The 15,408-nt window shown below is 66.5% G+C and carries 15 protein-coding genes; 8 read left to right on the top strand and 7 right to left on the bottom strand.

What is annotated here, in order from left to right; genetic code table 11:
• The first annotated feature begins 9 nt into the window (after positions 1-9).
• A complete protein-coding gene (locus RTY46_RS11910) occupies positions 10-1,773 on the top strand; it encodes a hypothetical protein (RefSeq protein ID WP_312708577.1) in 1,764 nt (587 codons plus the stop codon).
• A gap of 62 nt (positions 1,774-1,835) precedes the next feature.
• Here the strand turns inward: RTY46_RS11910 and RTY46_RS11905 are convergent, their stop codons facing one another.
• The gene (locus RTY46_RS11905) at positions 1,836-2,249 is read right to left on the bottom strand and encodes a barstar family protein (protein WP_312708576.1); all 414 of its coding nucleotides are present in this window, start codon (positions 2,247-2,249) and stop codon (positions 1,836-1,838) included.
• The gene (locus RTY46_RS11900) at positions 2,246-2,704 is read right to left on the bottom strand and encodes a ribonuclease domain-containing protein (RefSeq protein ID WP_312708575.1); all 459 of its coding nucleotides are present in this window, start codon (positions 2,702-2,704) and stop codon (positions 2,246-2,248) included. Before RTY46_RS11900 ends, RTY46_RS11905 begins: the two co-directional genes overlap by 4 nt.
• Before the next feature lie 222 nt (positions 2,705-2,926).
• Between RTY46_RS11900 and RTY46_RS11895 the strand changes: the two genes are divergently transcribed.
• A complete protein-coding gene (locus tag RTY46_RS11895) occupies positions 2,927-3,538 on the top strand; it encodes a superoxide dismutase (protein WP_108750080.1) in 612 nt (203 codons plus the stop codon).
• Between the two features lie 141 nt (positions 3,539-3,679).
• Here the strand turns inward: RTY46_RS11895 and RTY46_RS11890 are convergent, their stop codons facing one another.
• Positions 3,680-4,528, bottom strand: coding sequence for an endonuclease/exonuclease/phosphatase family protein (locus tag RTY46_RS11890; protein WP_312708574.1), 849 nt, complete (start codon positions 4,526-4,528; stop codon positions 3,680-3,682).
• A gap of 162 nt (positions 4,529-4,690) precedes the next feature.
• Here RTY46_RS11890 and RTY46_RS11885 point away from each other — a divergent pair, with 162 nt between their 5' ends.
• Both RTY46_RS11885 and RTY46_RS11880 read left to right on the top strand, forming a co-directional pair.
• Positions 4,691-6,256: an oligopeptide:H+ symporter gene (locus RTY46_RS11885; RefSeq protein ID WP_312708573.1), complete on the top strand. Its 1,566-nt coding sequence runs from the start codon at positions 4,691-4,693 to the stop codon at positions 6,254-6,256.
• Positions 6,257-6,268: 12 nt separating this feature from the next.
• Positions 6,269-6,892, top strand: a complete 624-nt coding sequence (locus RTY46_RS11880; RefSeq protein WP_312708572.1) for a rhomboid family intramembrane serine protease — start codon at positions 6,269-6,271, stop codon at positions 6,890-6,892.
• A gap of 48 nt (positions 6,893-6,940) precedes the next feature.
• Here the strand turns inward: RTY46_RS11880 and RTY46_RS11875 are convergent, their stop codons facing one another.
• The gene (locus tag RTY46_RS11875) at positions 6,941-7,102 is read right to left on the bottom strand and encodes a hypothetical protein (RefSeq protein ID WP_312708570.1); all 162 of its coding nucleotides are present in this window, start codon (positions 7,100-7,102) and stop codon (positions 6,941-6,943) included.
• 209 nt (positions 7,103-7,311) lie between these two features.
• Between RTY46_RS11875 and RTY46_RS11870 the strand changes: the two genes are divergently transcribed.
• From RTY46_RS11870 to cfa, 3 genes are read left to right on the top strand one after another with little or no spacing between them, the layout of a single operon-like run.
• Complete coding sequence (locus RTY46_RS11870; protein ID WP_312708568.1) at positions 7,312-7,614, top strand: GNAT family N-acetyltransferase; 303 nt, start codon at positions 7,312-7,314, stop codon at positions 7,612-7,614.
• A 36-nt stretch (positions 7,615-7,650) separates the two neighbouring features.
• Positions 7,651-8,538 (top strand): DUF4163 domain-containing protein, encoded by an 888-nt coding sequence (locus tag RTY46_RS11865; RefSeq protein ID WP_312708567.1) that lies wholly within the window; start codon positions 7,651-7,653, stop codon positions 8,536-8,538.
• 19 nt (positions 8,539-8,557) lie between these two features.
• Positions 8,558-9,676, top strand: coding sequence for a cyclopropane fatty acyl phospholipid synthase (gene cfa / locus RTY46_RS11860; protein WP_312708566.1), 1,119 nt, complete (start codon positions 8,558-8,560; stop codon positions 9,674-9,676).
• A 111-nt stretch (positions 9,677-9,787) separates the two neighbouring features.
• Here the strand turns inward: cfa and RTY46_RS11855 are convergent, their stop codons facing one another.
• Positions 9,788-11,956: a M3 family metallopeptidase gene (locus tag RTY46_RS11855; RefSeq protein ID WP_312708564.1), complete on the bottom strand. Its 2,169-nt coding sequence runs from the start codon at positions 11,954-11,956 to the stop codon at positions 9,788-9,790.
• A 141-nt stretch (positions 11,957-12,097) separates the two neighbouring features.
• Here RTY46_RS11855 and RTY46_RS11850 point away from each other — a divergent pair, with 141 nt between their 5' ends.
• Positions 12,098-12,577 (top strand): glutathione peroxidase, encoded by a 480-nt coding sequence (locus RTY46_RS11850; protein ID WP_312708563.1) that lies wholly within the window; start codon positions 12,098-12,100, stop codon positions 12,575-12,577.
• A gap of 67 nt (positions 12,578-12,644) precedes the next feature.
• On the opposite strand, the gene RTY46_RS11845 is transcribed toward RTY46_RS11850, so the two are convergent.
• Both RTY46_RS11845 and RTY46_RS11840 read right to left on the bottom strand, forming a co-directional pair.
• Positions 12,645-13,424: a ferredoxin--NADP reductase gene (locus tag RTY46_RS11845; protein ID WP_014037801.1), complete on the bottom strand. Its 780-nt coding sequence runs from the start codon at positions 13,422-13,424 to the stop codon at positions 12,645-12,647.
• 99 nt (positions 13,425-13,523) lie between these two features.
• A complete protein-coding gene (locus RTY46_RS11840) occupies positions 13,524-15,377 on the bottom strand; it encodes an ABC transporter ATP-binding protein (protein WP_312708562.1) in 1,854 nt (617 codons plus the stop codon).
• Between the last annotated feature and the right edge of the window lie 31 nt (positions 15,378-15,408).

The following is a 15,408-nucleotide window of genomic DNA, read 5'->3' as shown; positions in this document are numbered from 1 at the left end:
CGGCACCGCGTGCCTCTGCCCAGGGCTGAGCAACTTGTCGATGTGCTGCTGGCACGCCAGCAGCAGCGTCTCATTCTCGAAAAGCACACTCGCCTGCCGTATGGCTGGGCGATCTGGCTGCGCGCGCTGAAGCCACTGCCACGGCTGTTCCATGCCCGCGATGTGATTGCGGTGCTGCTGCCTCGCCCGTTGCCGGGGCGCCCGGGCCGGCTGCCGGCGCTGTCGCCCTGGAATGCCGCGCGCCGCTTGTTCTGGCAGGACTGGGAGCCGGCGCCGCGTGACCAGCGCTGGATGCGCTGGACCTCGGCCGTGCTCAGTGCCTTGCTGCACCTGCTGTTCTTCCTGCTGCTGCTGTGGGTGGCGGTGATCCGCACCACCGAGCCTGATGCAGACGGGGCCGAAGGCGAGCGGGTGCAGATTGAATTCATTGGTGCCGGCGCGCAGGAAGGCGGCGGTGAGCAGGCCGGTGCCGAAGCCGCGACCGCCGCAGCGTCCGCCGGTTCCAGTGCCGCCAGCGGTGAGCCCGGCGGTGCGGCGACCGCGCCGCAGCCGCAGCCGCAGCCCGTTGCAGCTGCGCCGGCGGCGGCGCCACCGGCCGAGGCCAGTGCACCGCCGGTGGCAGAGCCAACCCCCGTTGTGGAGACCGCGCCGCCTCCTATCCCGGTGCAGGCCACCGAGGTTGCCCAGGCAACCTCCGATTTCGTGGTGCCGCCGGTTGTGGTGCCGCGTACCGAGGTGAGTGTGGTGCCGCGCAGTGTCACTCCCAACGTGGCCGAACGCAGCGTGCCGCTGCTGCAGGCGCCGGCCACTCCGGCACCGATGGCTGCGCCGCAGGTGGTCGTGCAGACCCGTGCGCCGCGCGACATCCAGGTGCGCGAGCGCGAAGTGGCCGTGGTGGAGGCTCCCGTAGTGGCGCCCCAGCCGGTGCGCAGCGCGGAGGAGCCGATGTCGTTGCCGCAGCGCGAGGTGCTGGTGCGCGAACGCGAGGTGCAGGCCGTGGTGGATCCGCAGGTGCGCATGGCGACCGTGGACGGCCGCGAGCGGGCCGTGCGTGCGCCGCAGGGCCGGGACGTGCAGGTGCGTGAGCGTGCAGTGGCGGCTGTACCGTCTACTGCGTCTGCGACGGCCACTGCCAGTGCGTCTGCCCAATCCCAGGCCCCGGCGGCGGCGGTCGCGGCGGCACAGAGCACGGCCACTTCGGCTGCCCCTGCGGCAGCGAAACCGGCACAGGCCGGCGCGCGGCCGGCGCCGACGCCGGGCAACTGGGCCACCCCGGTGCGCGGCGACGATTGGGGTGCCTCCACGCGCAACCGTGACGGCGCCACGCAAGGCAGCAGCCAGGCCAGCCGCACGGGCCAGGGTGAGGGCTTGTTCAACGCCGACGGCAGCGTGCGCGTGCCGGGCCAGGACGGCGCCGGTGCTGGCGAGCGCGGCGCCCCGGGCGGCGCCAACGATGGCTGGAGCAAGGAGCGCATTGCCCAGTCCGGCACCTGGCTCAAGCGCCCGCCCTACGACTACACGCCCACCTCGTTCGACAAGTACTGGGTGCCGCAGGAATCGCTGCTGGCAGAGTGGGTGCGCAAGGGCATCAAGGCGATGGAGATTCCGTTGCCGGGAACCAGCACAAAGATTTCCTGCGTGATCTCGATCCTGCAGGCCGGTGGCGGCTGCGGTCTGAGCGACCCGAACATGCAGGACCAGCCGGCGATCGCGCGACCGCCGCCGGACATCCCGTTCAAGAAAGAGCTGCAGGAAGATAACGGCAGCCGGTAACGGGGCTGCCGCGCTGGTAGATCCACGCCATGCGTGGATGAACCGCCGACGCTGCCTGTTCCTCACTCGCTCTGCGACAGAAACACCCAGAACGGCACATCACGCCCGACCCAGTCGCTGCAGGCTTCATCCATCACGTCCAGCAGCGTGTCGAAGTCCTTGCCGGCTTCGGCACGCAGGGTATCCACGTCGGCCAGGAACAGTGCATAGCCCGGCGCCGGCAGCCACTGCAGATCGCGCAGATTGTCTGACAGGGCATCCCAGTTGCCACCGAAACCGGCGGGGAAGTCCAGCTGCGCCGACAGCCGAGCCAGCAGCGTGCGCTTGTCGGCCACACCCTGCAGGTCGATGCGGATCACCTTCAATTGCGCATCGCGCATGGCGGCTGACAGTGCGGCGATATCGCCGGTGTCGATGGCATAGACGCCAGCATTGTTGATGTCGTGCAGGCCGAGGCCGAAATCATCGTGGCTCATGGGCGGTCTCCGGAAGCGGGTACGGTGAAACTGCGGAACGATTCGTAGTGGTCATCGGTGTAGTACCAGGCCTGGGCCGGGTCGCCGCCGGTGACGATGCGGCGCGCGCCGCGGTTGCGGGCGCCCGGGGTGTCGACGGTGTATTCGCGGTAATAGCCGCGGTCACGCGGCGGCAGCCGCTGTTCGCGGTTGCCGAAGGTGCTGCCATCCTGGCGGTGCGGGAACGGGCCGCCGCGCTGGATGAGGGCGATGGTCTGCCGCGCCTCGGCGGGCAGGAACGCGGGCAGGGTGTCCTTGTTGCCGCTGCCAGGGGGGATGGCTGTGGCCGGTGCCGCCGCTTGACCGGCAACGCTTGGCGCGAACTGCGGCGGCGCCGGCCGCTGCAGGAAGTGGTTGGCCAGCAGGCCCAGCAACAGCAGGGCGATGGCGGTGATCAGCAGCCGGGGATTGCGCATGGGTGGGCGGGGCAGGGAAGGTGCATGCACTGTAGCGCCTGCGCGCTGCATCGCGCATGAGGGCAGCGGCAGCGTCACCGCTGCGTAACAATTGCCGAAGGGCTCACCCGCAGGACGCAATTTCCTTTACATCCCCCTTGGTAATCTGCGCGTCTGTCCCCATCATTCAACGCGCACTGCCCGGCGACACCGCCGGGTGCCCTCGCTATCAGGAGATGCATCATGGCCTACACCCTGCCCAAGCTGTCCTACGCCTACGACGCTCTGGAACCGCATATCGATGCGGCGACGATGGAAATCCATCACACCAAGCACCACCAGACCTACATCAACAACGTCAACGCGGCGCTGGAAGGCACTGAGTACGCCGACCTGCCTGTGGACGAACTGGTGAAGAAGCTGAAGTCGCTGCCGGAAAACCTGCAGGGCCCGGTGCGCAACAACGGTGGCGGCCATGCCAACCACTCGCTGTTCTGGACCGTGATGGCCCCCAACGCCGGTGGCAACCCGGTGGGCGACGTGGCCAAGGCCATCGACAAGGACCTGGGCGGCTTCGACAAGTTCAAGGATGCCTTCACCAAGGCCGCACTGACCCGCTTCGGCAGCGGCTGGGCCTGGCTGAGCGTCACCCCGGACAAGAAGGTCGTGGTTGAAAGCACCGGCAACCAGGACAGCCCGCTGATGGAAGGCAACACGCCGATCCTGGGCCTGGACGTGTGGGAACATGCGTACTACCTGAAGTACCAGAACCGCCGTCCGGAATACATCGGCGCGTTCTTCAACGTGATCGACTGGAACGAAGTCGAGCGTCGTTACCAGGAAGCGATCGCCTGATCGCGGCACTGGGATGAAACGAAGAGGCCGGGGCAAACCCCGGCCTTTTTGTTTGTGCGCGATGGCATCCGCCGGGCATGGCCCGGCGCTACCGGGAGTCGGCGCGGCGCGTCGGCATGCCCGGCCGGCAGGGCGAGGCGATCATTCGCTGGACGCGGGCATGCCCTGCAGGCGCAGCGTGGCCATCACCCCCAGCCGCACGCCGGGTGCATCCCCTGCGGCAGGCAGGTCGATGGCCTGCTGGCGGATACCGCCGAAATGCTTGACCTGGAACAGCACGTCCAGGCCGTGCCCGCTGGCACCGCCACCATTGGCGGCTGCCGTGTCCGGGCGTCCGCCGGGATTGCGCCGGGCCGGCTGGAACCCGGGGGTGCTGCGCACCAGTTCGGTGGTGGGCGCGGCGAAGTCGCCGGCAATCAGGCTGGGCAGGCCTTCGGCGGTGGCGCCGATCCAGGCCATCAGGTCGCTGGTCTGGTGCTGGCGCGCGCTGGCCTCGTCCGCCTCCGGGCGCAGGCGCGCCACATAGACGTTCAGCAGCGCCTCCCCCAGCCGCAGCCGCAGCATGCCCGCCGCACTGAAAGTGCCTGGCGGATGCAGCAGCGTGACCCCGTCTTCGCTTACCGGCAGTCGGGTCAGCATGGCGTTGCCGTGGCGAAGCGGCTGGCTCGGCGGGTCGGCGGTGACGAAGTCGCAGCTGTAACGCAGGCGGCTGGCCAGCCAGCACGCCGGGTTGCGGCCCTGTTCCTGCAGCACCTGCTGCACGGAAATGACATCGGGCTGCAGCTCGGTCAGCAGTTGCAGCACCTGTTCGCGCCGCTGCTTCCATTGCGCGTCATCGCGGCTGGGCAGTTCCAGCGCCGCGACGGTCAGCTGCCGCACGTCTCCGGCCGCGCCGGGCGCCGGCGGCAGCTGCGGGCGCGCCAAGGCAGGCAGGACCAGCAGCAGCGCAAGGCTGCCGAGCAGGAGGCGGGCGGGGGCGAGGGGACGCATAACGATAAGTTTACGCTTTTGCCGTGCAGGTGCCGTGACTTCCGGCAGGGTGCGGCGCGCCTGCCATGGAATGCGGGCGCTGTCATGCAGCCCTGCAGCGTGCTTCGCGGGCGCAGGTTCCGGTAACCTTCACCCTTTCGTTTTGCAGGAATGCCTTACAGGATGAGCCACGACGCAGTCGCCCCCATCGCCGGCCAGGGAAAGATGCCGCGCCAGATTCCGTACATCATCGGCAATGAGGCCTGCGAACGGTTCAGTTTCTACGGGATGCGCAACATCCTGGTGCAGTTCCTGATCACCTCGCTGCTGCTGCAGGAAATCACTGCAGAAGGCCGTGCCGGTGAAGCCAAGGACATCATGCACAGCTTCATGATCGGCGTGTACTTCTTCCCGCTGCTCGGTGGCTGGCTGGCTGACAGGTTCTTCGGCAAGTACCACACCATTCTGTGGTTCAGCCTGGTCTACTGCGCCGGCCACCTGTGCCTGGCGCTGTTCGAGAACAGCCGCGAAGGCTTCTTCCTGGGCCTGGGCCTGATCGCGCTGGGCGCTGGTGGCATCAAGCCGCTGGTGGCCTCGTTCATGGGCGACCAGTTCGACCAGAGCAACAAGCACCTGGCCAAGATCGTCTTCGACGCCTTCTACTGGATCATCAACTTCGGCTCGCTGTTCGCCTCGCTGCTGATTCCGCTGGTGCTGAAGAACTGGGGCCCGCAGTGGGCGTTCGGTATTCCCGGCATCCTGATGTTCATCGCCACCTTCGTGTTCTGGCTGGGCCGCAAGCGCTACGTGCTGGTGCCGCTGCCGCCGAAGGATCCGCATTCGTTCGCCAACGTGGTGCGCACCGCGCTGACCGCGCGCGTGGCCGGCCAGGGCCGTCCGGGCCTGGTGATGGCCATTGCCGGTCTGGTGCTGGCCGCCGCCTCGTTCGGCCTGGTCGGTTCGCTGGGCATCGTGATCTGCCTGTGCCTGGCGCTGGTGGCCATCCTGGCCGGCATCGGCGGCGGCACCTGGCTGCAGCTGGACCGCGCCCGCGCCCAGCATCCGGCCGAAGCCGTGGAAGGCGTGCGCGCCGTGCTGCGCGTGCTGGTCATCTTCGCCCTGACCACGCCATTCTTCTCGCTGTTCGACCAGAAGGCCTCCACCTGGGTGCTGCAGGGCCAGCAGATGCAGATGCCCAGCTGGTTCACCGCTTCGCAGATGCAGGCACTGAACCCGCTGCTGGTGATGATCCTGATCCCGTTCAACAACCTGGTGCTGTACCCGGCGCTGCGCCGTTTCGGTTTCGAGCCGACTGCGCTGCGCCGCATGACCGCCGGCATCGCCTTCAGCGGCCTGGCGTGGATCGTGGTGGGTGGCATCCAGGTGGTGATGGACGGCGGCAACGCCATGTCGATCTTCTGGCAGATGCTGCCGTATGCACTGCTGACCTTCGGTGAGGTGCTGGTCTCGGCCACCGGCCTGGAGTTCGCCTACAGCCAGGCACCGCAGGCCATGAAGGGTGTGGTGATGAGCTTCTGGAACCTGACAACCACCATCGGCAACCTGTGGGTGCTGCTGTCCAACGCGGCGGTGCGCAACCACACGGTGACCGAGAAGATCGCCGGCACGGGGCTGAGCGAGGCGGCGTTCCTGATGTTCTTCTTCGCCGGCTTCGCCTTCATTGCGGCGTTCGCCTTCGGTTGGTATGCGCGACGCTATCGTATGGTCGACAACTACCGCAGCGCCTGAGCCTGACCTGACATGACCCCCGTCAATCTGCTGTTGATCGCCCTCACCGCCGTGCTGTCCTGGATGGCGTTCAACAACCGCAAGCTGGCTGACCGCCTGATCCTGTGGCCGCCGGCGGTGGACCGCCACCGCCAGTACGACCGCCTGGTCACCTATGGCTTCATCCATGCCGACTGGCCGCACCTGATCTTCAACATGTTCACCCTGTTCTTCTTCGGGGGATACATCGAGAGCGTGATGGTGCAGCTGACCGGCAGCTTCCTGACCTATCCGGCGTTCTATCTTGGGGCATTGCTGGTGTCGATCCTGCCCAGCTACCTGAAGAACCAGAAGAATCCCAACTACCTCAGCCTGGGCGCCTCAGGCGCGGTATCGGCGGTGCTGTTCGCCTACATCCTGTTGAACCCGTGGAAGATCATCCTGGTGTTCTTCATTCCGGCACCGGCGATCGTGTATGCCGCGTTCTACGTCGGCTACAGCATCTGGATGGACAAGCGCGGCGGCGACCGCATCAACCACAGCGCGCATCTGGCGGGCGCGGCGTTCGGCATCATCTTCATGCTGGCCATGCAGCCGGCCATCTTCAACCACTTCCTGCGGGAACTGTCCAACCCCACCTTCAGCCTGGGCGGCTGAAGCGTGCCGGGGTCGGATCCGATGGATCCAACCCCGGTTCACCCGGTTTCAGGGCTGGGTAGCCTGGCCGTAGGTGTCCAACAGCCGTGCGTACACTTCCTCGCCGATGCGCTGGAAGTCCTGCTCTTCGGTCTGCCCTTCCACAGCCAGCTGCAGGAGGCCTTCCAGCAGGGCGCGGTCGGTATCGGTCGGGGTCGGGTTGGGGTGCATGACAGGCCTCCACGGCAAAGTACGGGGACATCGTTCGCAAGGGCCATGCCAGCGTGGCCGCACCCCTGCGAAAGGGGTAGCGGCCGTCCGCGCTCCAGCTTGAGGGCGGAAACTGACGTTCCCGGGCATTCCTTGTCCCTGTTCAGGCTTCACGCGATCATGGCGCCCGGCTGAGCACCATCCACGCAGTCGCCGCAGGAGACAGTCCCATGGCTTCGGTCACACCCCCTGGTCTGGCCTATGAGGTCGCGCATGACCAGGCCAACCATCGCTTCACCGCCCGCGTGCGCGGGCATGTGGCGGTGCTGGACTACCAGCTCAAGCGCAGGCGCATGGTGATCACCCACACCGAAGTACCCGAGCCGATCGCCGGCCGCGGTGTTGCCGGTGAGTTGACGCGGGTAGCGCTACGCTTTGCCCGTGAGCACAAGTACAAGGTGGTACCGGCCTGCGCCTATGCCGAGGCATTCCTGCAGCGGCACGAGGAGTTCCACGACCTGCTGGTGGGCTGAGGCTGGCGGGCCACGCTTCAGCCACGGCGGGCGATGATGTACAAACATGAACAGGGGATCCAGATGAAGAACGGAAACAACCGGCCGTTGCACGCAAGCGTGCTGGCCGGGGCGATGGGCATGCTGCTGCTGGCCGGCTGCCAGCGCGGCGACGATGCGGCACCGGCCACCGACAGCGCGCCCAGCGCCGACGCCACCGCGCCGGCCACGGCAGAAGCGCCCGCCGCCGAAGCACCGCTGGACCTGCGCGATGTGATCGAGAACAACGAGCGCGAGGTGGTGGGCATCAGCTACCCGGCCGGCATCGACCACTACCCGGGCCTGGCCCGTGCGCTGCAGGACTATGCGACGTCGGCACGCAGCGATCTGCAGCAGGCGCTGGACGGGTTGGGCAATGACAAGCCCACCATGCCCTACGAACTGTCGCTGAGCTTTGAGAAGGTGCTGGAAACCCCGCAGCTGGTGGTGGTCAGTGCCGATGGCAGCCGCTACACCGGGGGTGCCCACGGCGAACCACTGGTGGCGCGTTTTGTGTGGCTGCCCCAGCAACAGCAGATGCTGAGTGCGGACAAACTGGTGGCCGACAGCAAGGGCTGGAAGGCGGTCAGTGATTTCGTGGCCGACCAGTTGCGCGAACGCGTGGCCACCCGGCTGAGTGGCGAAGACATGGCGCCGGCCGAACTGCAGGAATCGCTGCGCAATGCCTCGCGCATGATTGCCGAAGGTACGGGGCCGCAGGCCGACAATTTCAGCCAGTTCCAACCGTTGACCGATGACAAGGGCCAGATCACCGCCCTGCGCTTCGTGTTCCCGCCGTACCAGGTGGGGCCCTATTCGGACGGCACGCAGACCGCCGATGTGCCGGCGGCCGTGCTGTTGCCGCACGTGGCCAAGGATTACGTGGAGCTGTTCGCCCGCGGTTGACCGCCCAGCAGGAGGTGTCGTGGATACAGGGTTGCAGGAGCGGGTCGCCGGCCTGCTCCACGAAGCCGGGGTCCGCATCGGCGGCACCCAGCCACAGGACATCCAGGTGCATGACCCGCGCTTCTTCGCGCGGGTCATGGGCCAAGGCTCGCTCGGCCTGGGTGAAAGCTACATGGATGGCTGGTGGGACGCCAACGTGCTGGATGAATTCCTGGTGCAGCTGATGCAGGCGCACCTGGATGAGCGCGTGCACGGCTGGCGCGAAGTGGCTGATGCCTTGAAGGCGCGCCTGTTCAACCTGCAGGCCGGGCAGGGCAGCTACGAGGTGGGCCGGCGCCATTACGACCTGGGCAACGATCTCTACCAGGCCATGCTGGGCCAGTATATGGTCTACAGCTGTGGCTATTGGCGCAACGCGGTGGACCTGGATGCGGCGCAGGAGGCCAAGCTGGACCTGGTCTGCCGCAAGCTGGGCCTGCGCCCGGGCCAGCGGGTGCTGGACATCGGCTGTGGCTGGGGCGAAGCACTGAAGTTTGCCGCTGAACGTTACGGCGTCAGCGGCGTGGGCGTGACCATTTCCCAGGAGCAGGCCGCGTTTGCCCGCGAGCGCTGTGCCGGGCTGCCGATCGAGATCCGTCTGCAGGATTACCGCGAACTGCATGAGCCGTTCGATGCGATCTTTTCGATCGGCATGTTCGAGCACGTGGGCGACAAGAACTACGGCAGTTTCTTCGAGGTGGCCCGGCGCTGCCTGTCGCCCCGCGGATTGCTGCTGCTGCACACCATCGGCAGCAACATCTCCCGCCATCGCACCGACCCGTGGATCGCCCGCTACATCTTCCCCAACTCCATGCTGCCCTCTGCGGCGCAGATCAGTCGCGCCTTCGAAGGGAGGTTCGTGCTGGAGGACTGGCACAACTTCGGCACCGACTACGATTTGACCCTGCAGGCGTGGCGACGCAATGTTGAAGCGGCCTGGCCGGCGCTGGATGCGCAACGCTACGACGAGCGCTTCCGCCGCATGTGGCGGTTCTACCTGGCCGGGTCGATGGCCACCTTCCGCTGCCGGCATGCGCAGCTGTGGCAGCTGGTGCTGTCGCCCAGCGGCGTGCCGGGCGGGTATGTGGCGCCGCGTTGAAGGCTGGCATGGGGTCAGAGCCCTTTCCTGCGGAAAGGGATCTGGCCCCGGCCAACAAAAAAACCGCCCGGTCTCCCGGGCGGTTTCTGTTTCACGTCACCGCACTGGCGATCAGTTGCTGGCGCCGGTCAGGCCACGCTTTTCCAGCAGCGGTTCGATCTGCGGCTCGTGGCCGGCGAAATCGCGGAACAGCTGCATGGCATCCACGCTGCCGCCCTTGGACAGCAGCGTGGCACGGAAGTGGTCGCCGTTCTTGCGGCTCAGGCCGCCGTTGTCGCGGAACCACTTCTGGGTGTTGGCGTCCAGCACTTCCGACCAGATGTAGGCGTAGTAGCCGGCCGAGTAGCCGCCCATGATGTGGCTGAAGTACGGGGTCTTGTAGCGCGGCGGCACCGGCGCGTAGTAGATGCCGTCCTTTTCCAGGGCCGCACGTTCGAAGGCCATCACGTCCTTGGCCGCCGGCACCTGGTCAGCGCCGATCTGGTGCCAGCGCTGGTCCAGCATGGCCGCGCCCAGGTATTCGGTGGTGGCAAAGCCCTGGTTGAACTTGGCGGCGGCCAGCACCTTGTCCAGCAGCGCCTGCGGCATGGCCGAGCCATTCTGGTAGTGCTTGGCGTAGTTCTTCAGGATGGCCGGGTTGTCCGACCACATCTCGTTCACCTGCGAGGGGAATTCGACGAAGTCACGCGGCACCGCGGTGCCCGAGAAGTACGGGTACTTCACGTTGGAGAACATGCCGTGCAGGGCATGGCCGAACTCGTGGAAGGTGGTGGTCACTTCGTCCCAGGTCAGCAGCGTCGGCTGGCCGGCCGGCGGCTTGGGAATGTTCAGGTGGTTGGCCACCACCGGCTTGAAGCCGGTCAGCTTGGACTGCGACACGTAGGAGTTCATCCACGCACCGCCACGCTTGGACGCGCGCGCATACGGGTCGAAGATGAAGATCGCCAGCTGGCTGCCATCGGCATCGAACACGTCGTAGACGGTCACGTCATCGTGGTAGACCGGCAGGTCGGTGCGCTGCTTGAAGGTCAGGCCGAATTCCTGGTTGGCGGCGAAGAACACGCCGTTTTCCAGCACGTTCTTCATTTCGAAGTACGGCTTCAGCTGCGACTCGTCGAAGTTGTACTTGGCCTGGCGCACCTTCTCGCTGTAGAAGGCCCAGTCCCACGGCTCCAGGGCGAAGGTCGGCTTGCCGGCGGCCTTCTGTTCCTTGTCGATCATGGCCTGCAGGTCGGCGGCTTCGCGCTTGGCGTTGGCCACGGCGGCCGGGGCCAGCTTGCCCAGCATGGCGTTGACCGCTTCGGGGGTCTTGGCGGTCTGGTTGGTCAGGTTGTAGGCGGCGAAGTTGGCAAAGCCCATCAGCTTGGCCTTGTCGGCACGCAGCTGCATGATGCGCGAGACCAGCGCGGTGTTGTCGAACTCACCGCCACGGCTGCCACGGCTGACCGACGCTTCGTAGATCTTCTGGCGCAGGGCGCGGTTGGCCAGGTTGGTCAGCGGCGGCTGGCCGGTGGTGTTGAGCAGGGTGATCACGTACTTGCCGTCCAGGCCACGGGCCTTGGCGGCTTCAGCGGCGGCGGCGATCTGTTCCTGCGACAGCCCGTCCAGTTCCTTCACGTCGTTGACGGTGATCGCCGACGCGTTCACTTCCGACTGCACGTTCTGGCTGAACCTGGTGCCCAGGTTGGCCAGCTCGGCGTTCATCTTCTTCAGCGTGGCCTTGTCGGCCTCGGACAGCTTGGCGCCAGCGCGCACGTAATTGTCGTAGTACTTCTCGACCAGGCGCACGCCTTCGGTATCCAGGCCCAGCTGGGTGCGGGTGTCATACAGCGCCTGGATGCGGGCGAACAGCTTGCCGTTCAGCGCGATGGCATCGCTGTGTGCGGCGAACTTCGCCGAGTAGTCGGCCTGCAGCTTCTTGCGCGCATCGTTGGTGTCGGCGCCGACCAGGCTGAAGAACACGGTGGTCGCACGGTCCAGCACGTCGCCGCTCTTTTCCAGGGCAATGATGGTGTTGTCGAAGGTCGGCTTGGCCTTGTTGTTGGCGATGGCCTCCACTTCCTTCAGCTGCTGCGCCATGCCGGCGTCGAAGGCGGGAGCGAAGTCGCTGTCCTTGATCTTGTCGAACTGCGGGAAGTGCAGCGGCAGCGGGCTGTCGGCGAAGAACGGGTTGGCCTGCTGGGCGTTGGCGGCAGCCGCCGGGGTGGCAGCGCTGGCCGAATAGGCGGGCAGGGCAAGGCCGAGGGTCATGGCCACGGCAAGGGCAAGGCGGGTGGTCAAGGCGGAACTCCGGTAAGACAGACAAGGGCCCGAGCGTAACCTGCACAACGGGCCGGGCACTTGTGTCGAAAGGCATGGACGCCACCCGCGCGGGGTGGGTCACTGCGATTACCATGGGGTTTTCCCGCCCGGAACGCTGCCATGGCCACCGCCTTCGATTTCACCTTCGTCGACCTGGACGGCCAGCCGCAGGCCCTGGCCCAGTACGCTGGTCGCCCGCTGCTGCTGGTGAACGTGGCCAGCCGCTGCGGCTTCACCCCGCAGTACACCGGGCTGGAACAGCTGTGGCGGGACTACCGCGAACGCGGCCTGGTGGTGATCGGCTTCCCGTGCAACCAGTTCGGCGCGCAGGAGCCGGGCGATGCCGCGCAGATCCGCCAGTTCTGTTCGCTCGATTACCCGGTCAGCTTCCCGCTGTCGCAGAAGATCGAGGTCAATGGCGATGGCGCCGACCCGCTGTGGGCGTGGCTGTCGCAGCAGAAGCGCGGGTTGCTGGGCAGCGCCCGCATCAAGTGGAATTTCAGCAAGTTCCTGGTCGATCGCCAGGGCAGCGTGGTGGACCGCTTTGCGCCCACCACCAAGCCCGAGCAGCTGCGCGGGGCGATCGACGCCTTGCTGTAACTGGTAGCGCCGGGCCATGCCCGGCGACCGTCATCGGCCGGGCAGGGCCCGGCGCTACCCCGGCGCCTTATTTTTCGACGAAGGCGCGTTCAAACACGTAGTGGCCCGGCTGGCCAATGCGCGGAGAGACCTGGAAGCCGCGTGCATCCAGCACCGCGCGCAGATCGGCCAGCATCTGCGGGCTGCCGCAGATCATCGCGCGGTCGTTTTCCGGGCTCAGTTCCGGCAGGCCCAGGGTGCGCTGCATCTCGCCGCTTTCCATCAGCGAGGTCAGGCGGCCCTGGTTGGCGAACGGTTCGCGGGTCACGGCCGGGTAGTACAGCAGCTTGTCGCCGATCATTTCGCCCAGGAACTCGTGCTCACGCAGTTCCTTCTCAAAGTAATCGCGGTAGGCCAAGTCCTTTTCATAGCGCACGCCGTGGCAGAGGATCACCTTCTCGAACCGCTCGTAGGTTTCCGGGTCCTTGATGACCGACAGCCACGGCGCCATGCCGGTGCCGGTGCCCAGCAGGTACAGGTTCTTGCCCGGGTGCAGGTCGCTGATCAGCAGGGTGCCGGTGGGCTTCTTGCCGACCAGTACCTTGTCGCCCGGCTTGATGTGCTGCAGGCGCGAGGTCAGCGGGCCGTCCTGCACCTTGATGCTGAAGAACTCCAGATGTTCTTCCCAGTTGGCGCTGGCGATGGAATAGGCGCGCAGCAGCGGCCGCGCCTCGGTTTCCAGGCCGATCATCACGAACTGGCCGTTCTCGAAACGGAAACCGCTGTCGCGGGTCAGGGTGAAGCTGAAGTAGGCATCGGTCCAGTGGCGGACCTCAAGCACCGTTTCGGCGCCGAAAGCAGAAGACATGGGGGTAGTCGGGGCATGGTTTCGTCCCCTCCATTCTACCCCAAATGAGAGAAGTTCTCATTGCCCGGAACGAGAGGCGTTCTCAGCGGCGCCCGTGCTTCAGCGATAGCCCGCTGCCTGCAGTTCGAACAGCTCTGAATAGCGCCCGCCCTGGGCCATCAGTTCGGCGTGGGTGCCGCTGGCCTCCAGCCGCCCTTCGGCCAGCACCAGGATGCGATCGGCCATGCGCACCGAGGAAAAACGGTGTGAGATGAGCACGGCGGTGCGCTGCTCGGCCAGCTCGCGAAAGCGCTGGAACACTTCGAATTCGGCGCGGGCATCCAGTGCCGCGGTGGGCTCGTCCAGGATCATCACCTGCGCATCGCGCATCCACGCGCGGGCGATGGCGATCTTCTGCCACTGCCCGCCGGACAGGTCCACGCCCTGTTTGAAGCGCCGCCCGATCAGCTGCGAGTAGCCGCCGGGCAGGGCCTCGATCACTTCCTCGGCCATGCCCCGCCGTGCCGCATCGGCAATGCGCGCCTGGTCGGCCATCGCCTCCACCTGGCCCACGCCGATGTTCTCGCCGGCGGTGAGGTTGTAGCGCACGAAATCCTGGAAGATCACCCCAAGGTTCGCGCGCAGGTCGTCCAGGTCGTAGTCGCGCAGGTCACGGCCGTCCAGCAGGATACGGCCTTCATCCGGCTCGTACAGCCGCGCAAGCAGTTTCACCAGCGTGGTCTTGCCGGCGCCGTTCTCGCCCACCAGGGCCAGCACTTCGCCCGCATGCAGCTGGAAATCCAGATGACGCACCGCCCATTGCTCGGCATCGGGATAGCGGAAGCCCACGTTCTCGAACACGAAGCCCTGCGTGATCGGGCGCGGCACTGGCAACGCGTCGGCGCGCGAATGGATTTCCGGCTGGATCTGGAAGAACGAATACAGATCATCCAGGTACAGCGCCTGGCTGGCGACCTGCGAAAAGCCGATCAGCAGGCCTTCCAGCAGCTGGCGCAGGCGCAGGAAACTGCCGGCCAGGAAGGTCAGGTCACCAATGCTGAAATCGCCGCGCACCGTGCGCCAGGCGATGTACGCATAGGCGGTGTAGTAGCCCAGCGTGCCCAGCGCCGCCAGCAGCGTGCCCCAGAACGCGCGGCGCCGCGCCAGCGAGCGGTTGGCCAGGAACAGTGCCGCCGACAGCCGCCGGTAGCGCTCCACCAGGAAGCGGTGCAGGTTGAAGATCTTCACTTCCTTGGCCGTTTCCACGCTGGCGCCCAGCTGGCGCAGGTAGTCCAGCTGGCGGCGCTCGGGCGTCCACAGGAAGTTGAGGCTGTAGCCGGCCGCATTGAAGTGCGATTCGCCGATGAAGGCCGGCACCAGCGCCAGCGCCAGCAGCACGATCAGCCACGGCGCGTAGACCAGCAGACCCACGGCCAGGCTGACCACGGTGATCGCATCCTGCACCTGGCCGAACAACTGGCTCATCAGGTTCATGCGCCCCATGGTCTGACGACGGGCGCGGTCCAGCTTGTCCTGCAGGTCGGGGTCTTCGAAGTCCTCCAGGTCCAGCGTGGCGGCATGCTCCATCAGCCGCACGCTGGTGGCGTTGGCGAACAGTTCCGACAGAAGTGCATCGGCATAGCTCACCAATCGCCCGAGCAGATCCGAGGCGATGGCCAGGCCGAACTCCAGCGCCAGCAGCCCCAGCAGTGGATTCAGCAGCCCGCTGGACAGCGCTTCGCCCAGCGGCGGGAAGCCGGCACCGTGCTGGCTCAGGTGCAGGGCCGTGTCGATGATCAGCTTGCCCACGTACAGCATCGCCACCGGCAGCAGGGCGCGGATGATGCGCAGACCGAGGCTGGCCAGGGTCAATGCCGGGCTGGTCTGCCACACCTGGCGCAGGAACGGCGGCAGGTTGCGCATCGCCTTGAAGCGCTGGCGCAGGCTGGGTTTCTTCTCGGGGGCAGGAGGCATGCCGCCATTGTGCGCGCGCACGGCGTGCAGA

It is taken from the genome of Stenotrophomonas sp. (assembly GCF_032056425.1).
In the GTDB taxonomy this organism is placed as follows: Bacteria; Pseudomonadota; Gammaproteobacteria; order Xanthomonadales; family Xanthomonadaceae; genus Stenotrophomonas.
This window is presented reverse-complemented; position numbering and strand designations above follow the sequence as displayed.

Coding starts and splice junctions, on each gene's coding strand:
- RTY46_RS11905 (WP_312708576.1), bottom strand. CDS start 2,249: ATGAGCCACGATGATTTCGGCCTCGGCCTGCACGACATCAACAATGCT.
- RTY46_RS11900 (WP_312708575.1), bottom strand. CDS start 2,704: ATGCGCAATCCCCGGCTGCTGATCACCGCCATCGCCCTGCTGTTGCTG.
- RTY46_RS11895 (WP_108750080.1), top strand. CDS start 2,927: ATGGCCTACACCCTGCCCAAGCTGTCCTACGCCTACGACGCTCTGGAA.
- RTY46_RS11890 (WP_312708574.1), bottom strand. CDS start 4,528: ATGCGTCCCCTCGCCCCCGCCCGCCTCCTGCTCGGCAGCCTTGCGCTG.
- RTY46_RS11885 (WP_312708573.1), top strand. CDS start 4,691: ATGAGCCACGACGCAGTCGCCCCCATCGCCGGCCAGGGAAAGATGCCG.
- RTY46_RS11880 (WP_312708572.1), top strand. CDS start 6,269: ATGACCCCCGTCAATCTGCTGTTGATCGCCCTCACCGCCGTGCTGTCC.
- RTY46_RS11875 (WP_312708570.1), bottom strand. CDS start 7,102: ATGCACCCCAACCCGACCCCGACCGATACCGACCGCGCCCTGCTGGAA.
- RTY46_RS11870 (WP_312708568.1), top strand. CDS start 7,312: ATGGCTTCGGTCACACCCCCTGGTCTGGCCTATGAGGTCGCGCATGAC.
- RTY46_RS11865 (WP_312708567.1), top strand. CDS start 7,651: ATGTACAAACATGAACAGGGGATCCAGATGAAGAACGGAAACAACCGG.
- RTY46_RS11850 (WP_312708563.1), top strand. CDS start 12,098: ATGGCCACCGCCTTCGATTTCACCTTCGTCGACCTGGACGGCCAGCCG.
- RTY46_RS11845 (WP_014037801.1), bottom strand. CDS start 13,424: ATGTCTTCTGCTTTCGGCGCCGAAACGGTGCTTGAGGTCCGCCACTGG.
- RTY46_RS11840 (WP_312708562.1), bottom strand. CDS start 15,377: ATGCCTCCTGCCCCCGAGAAGAAACCCAGCCTGCGCCAGCGCTTCAAG.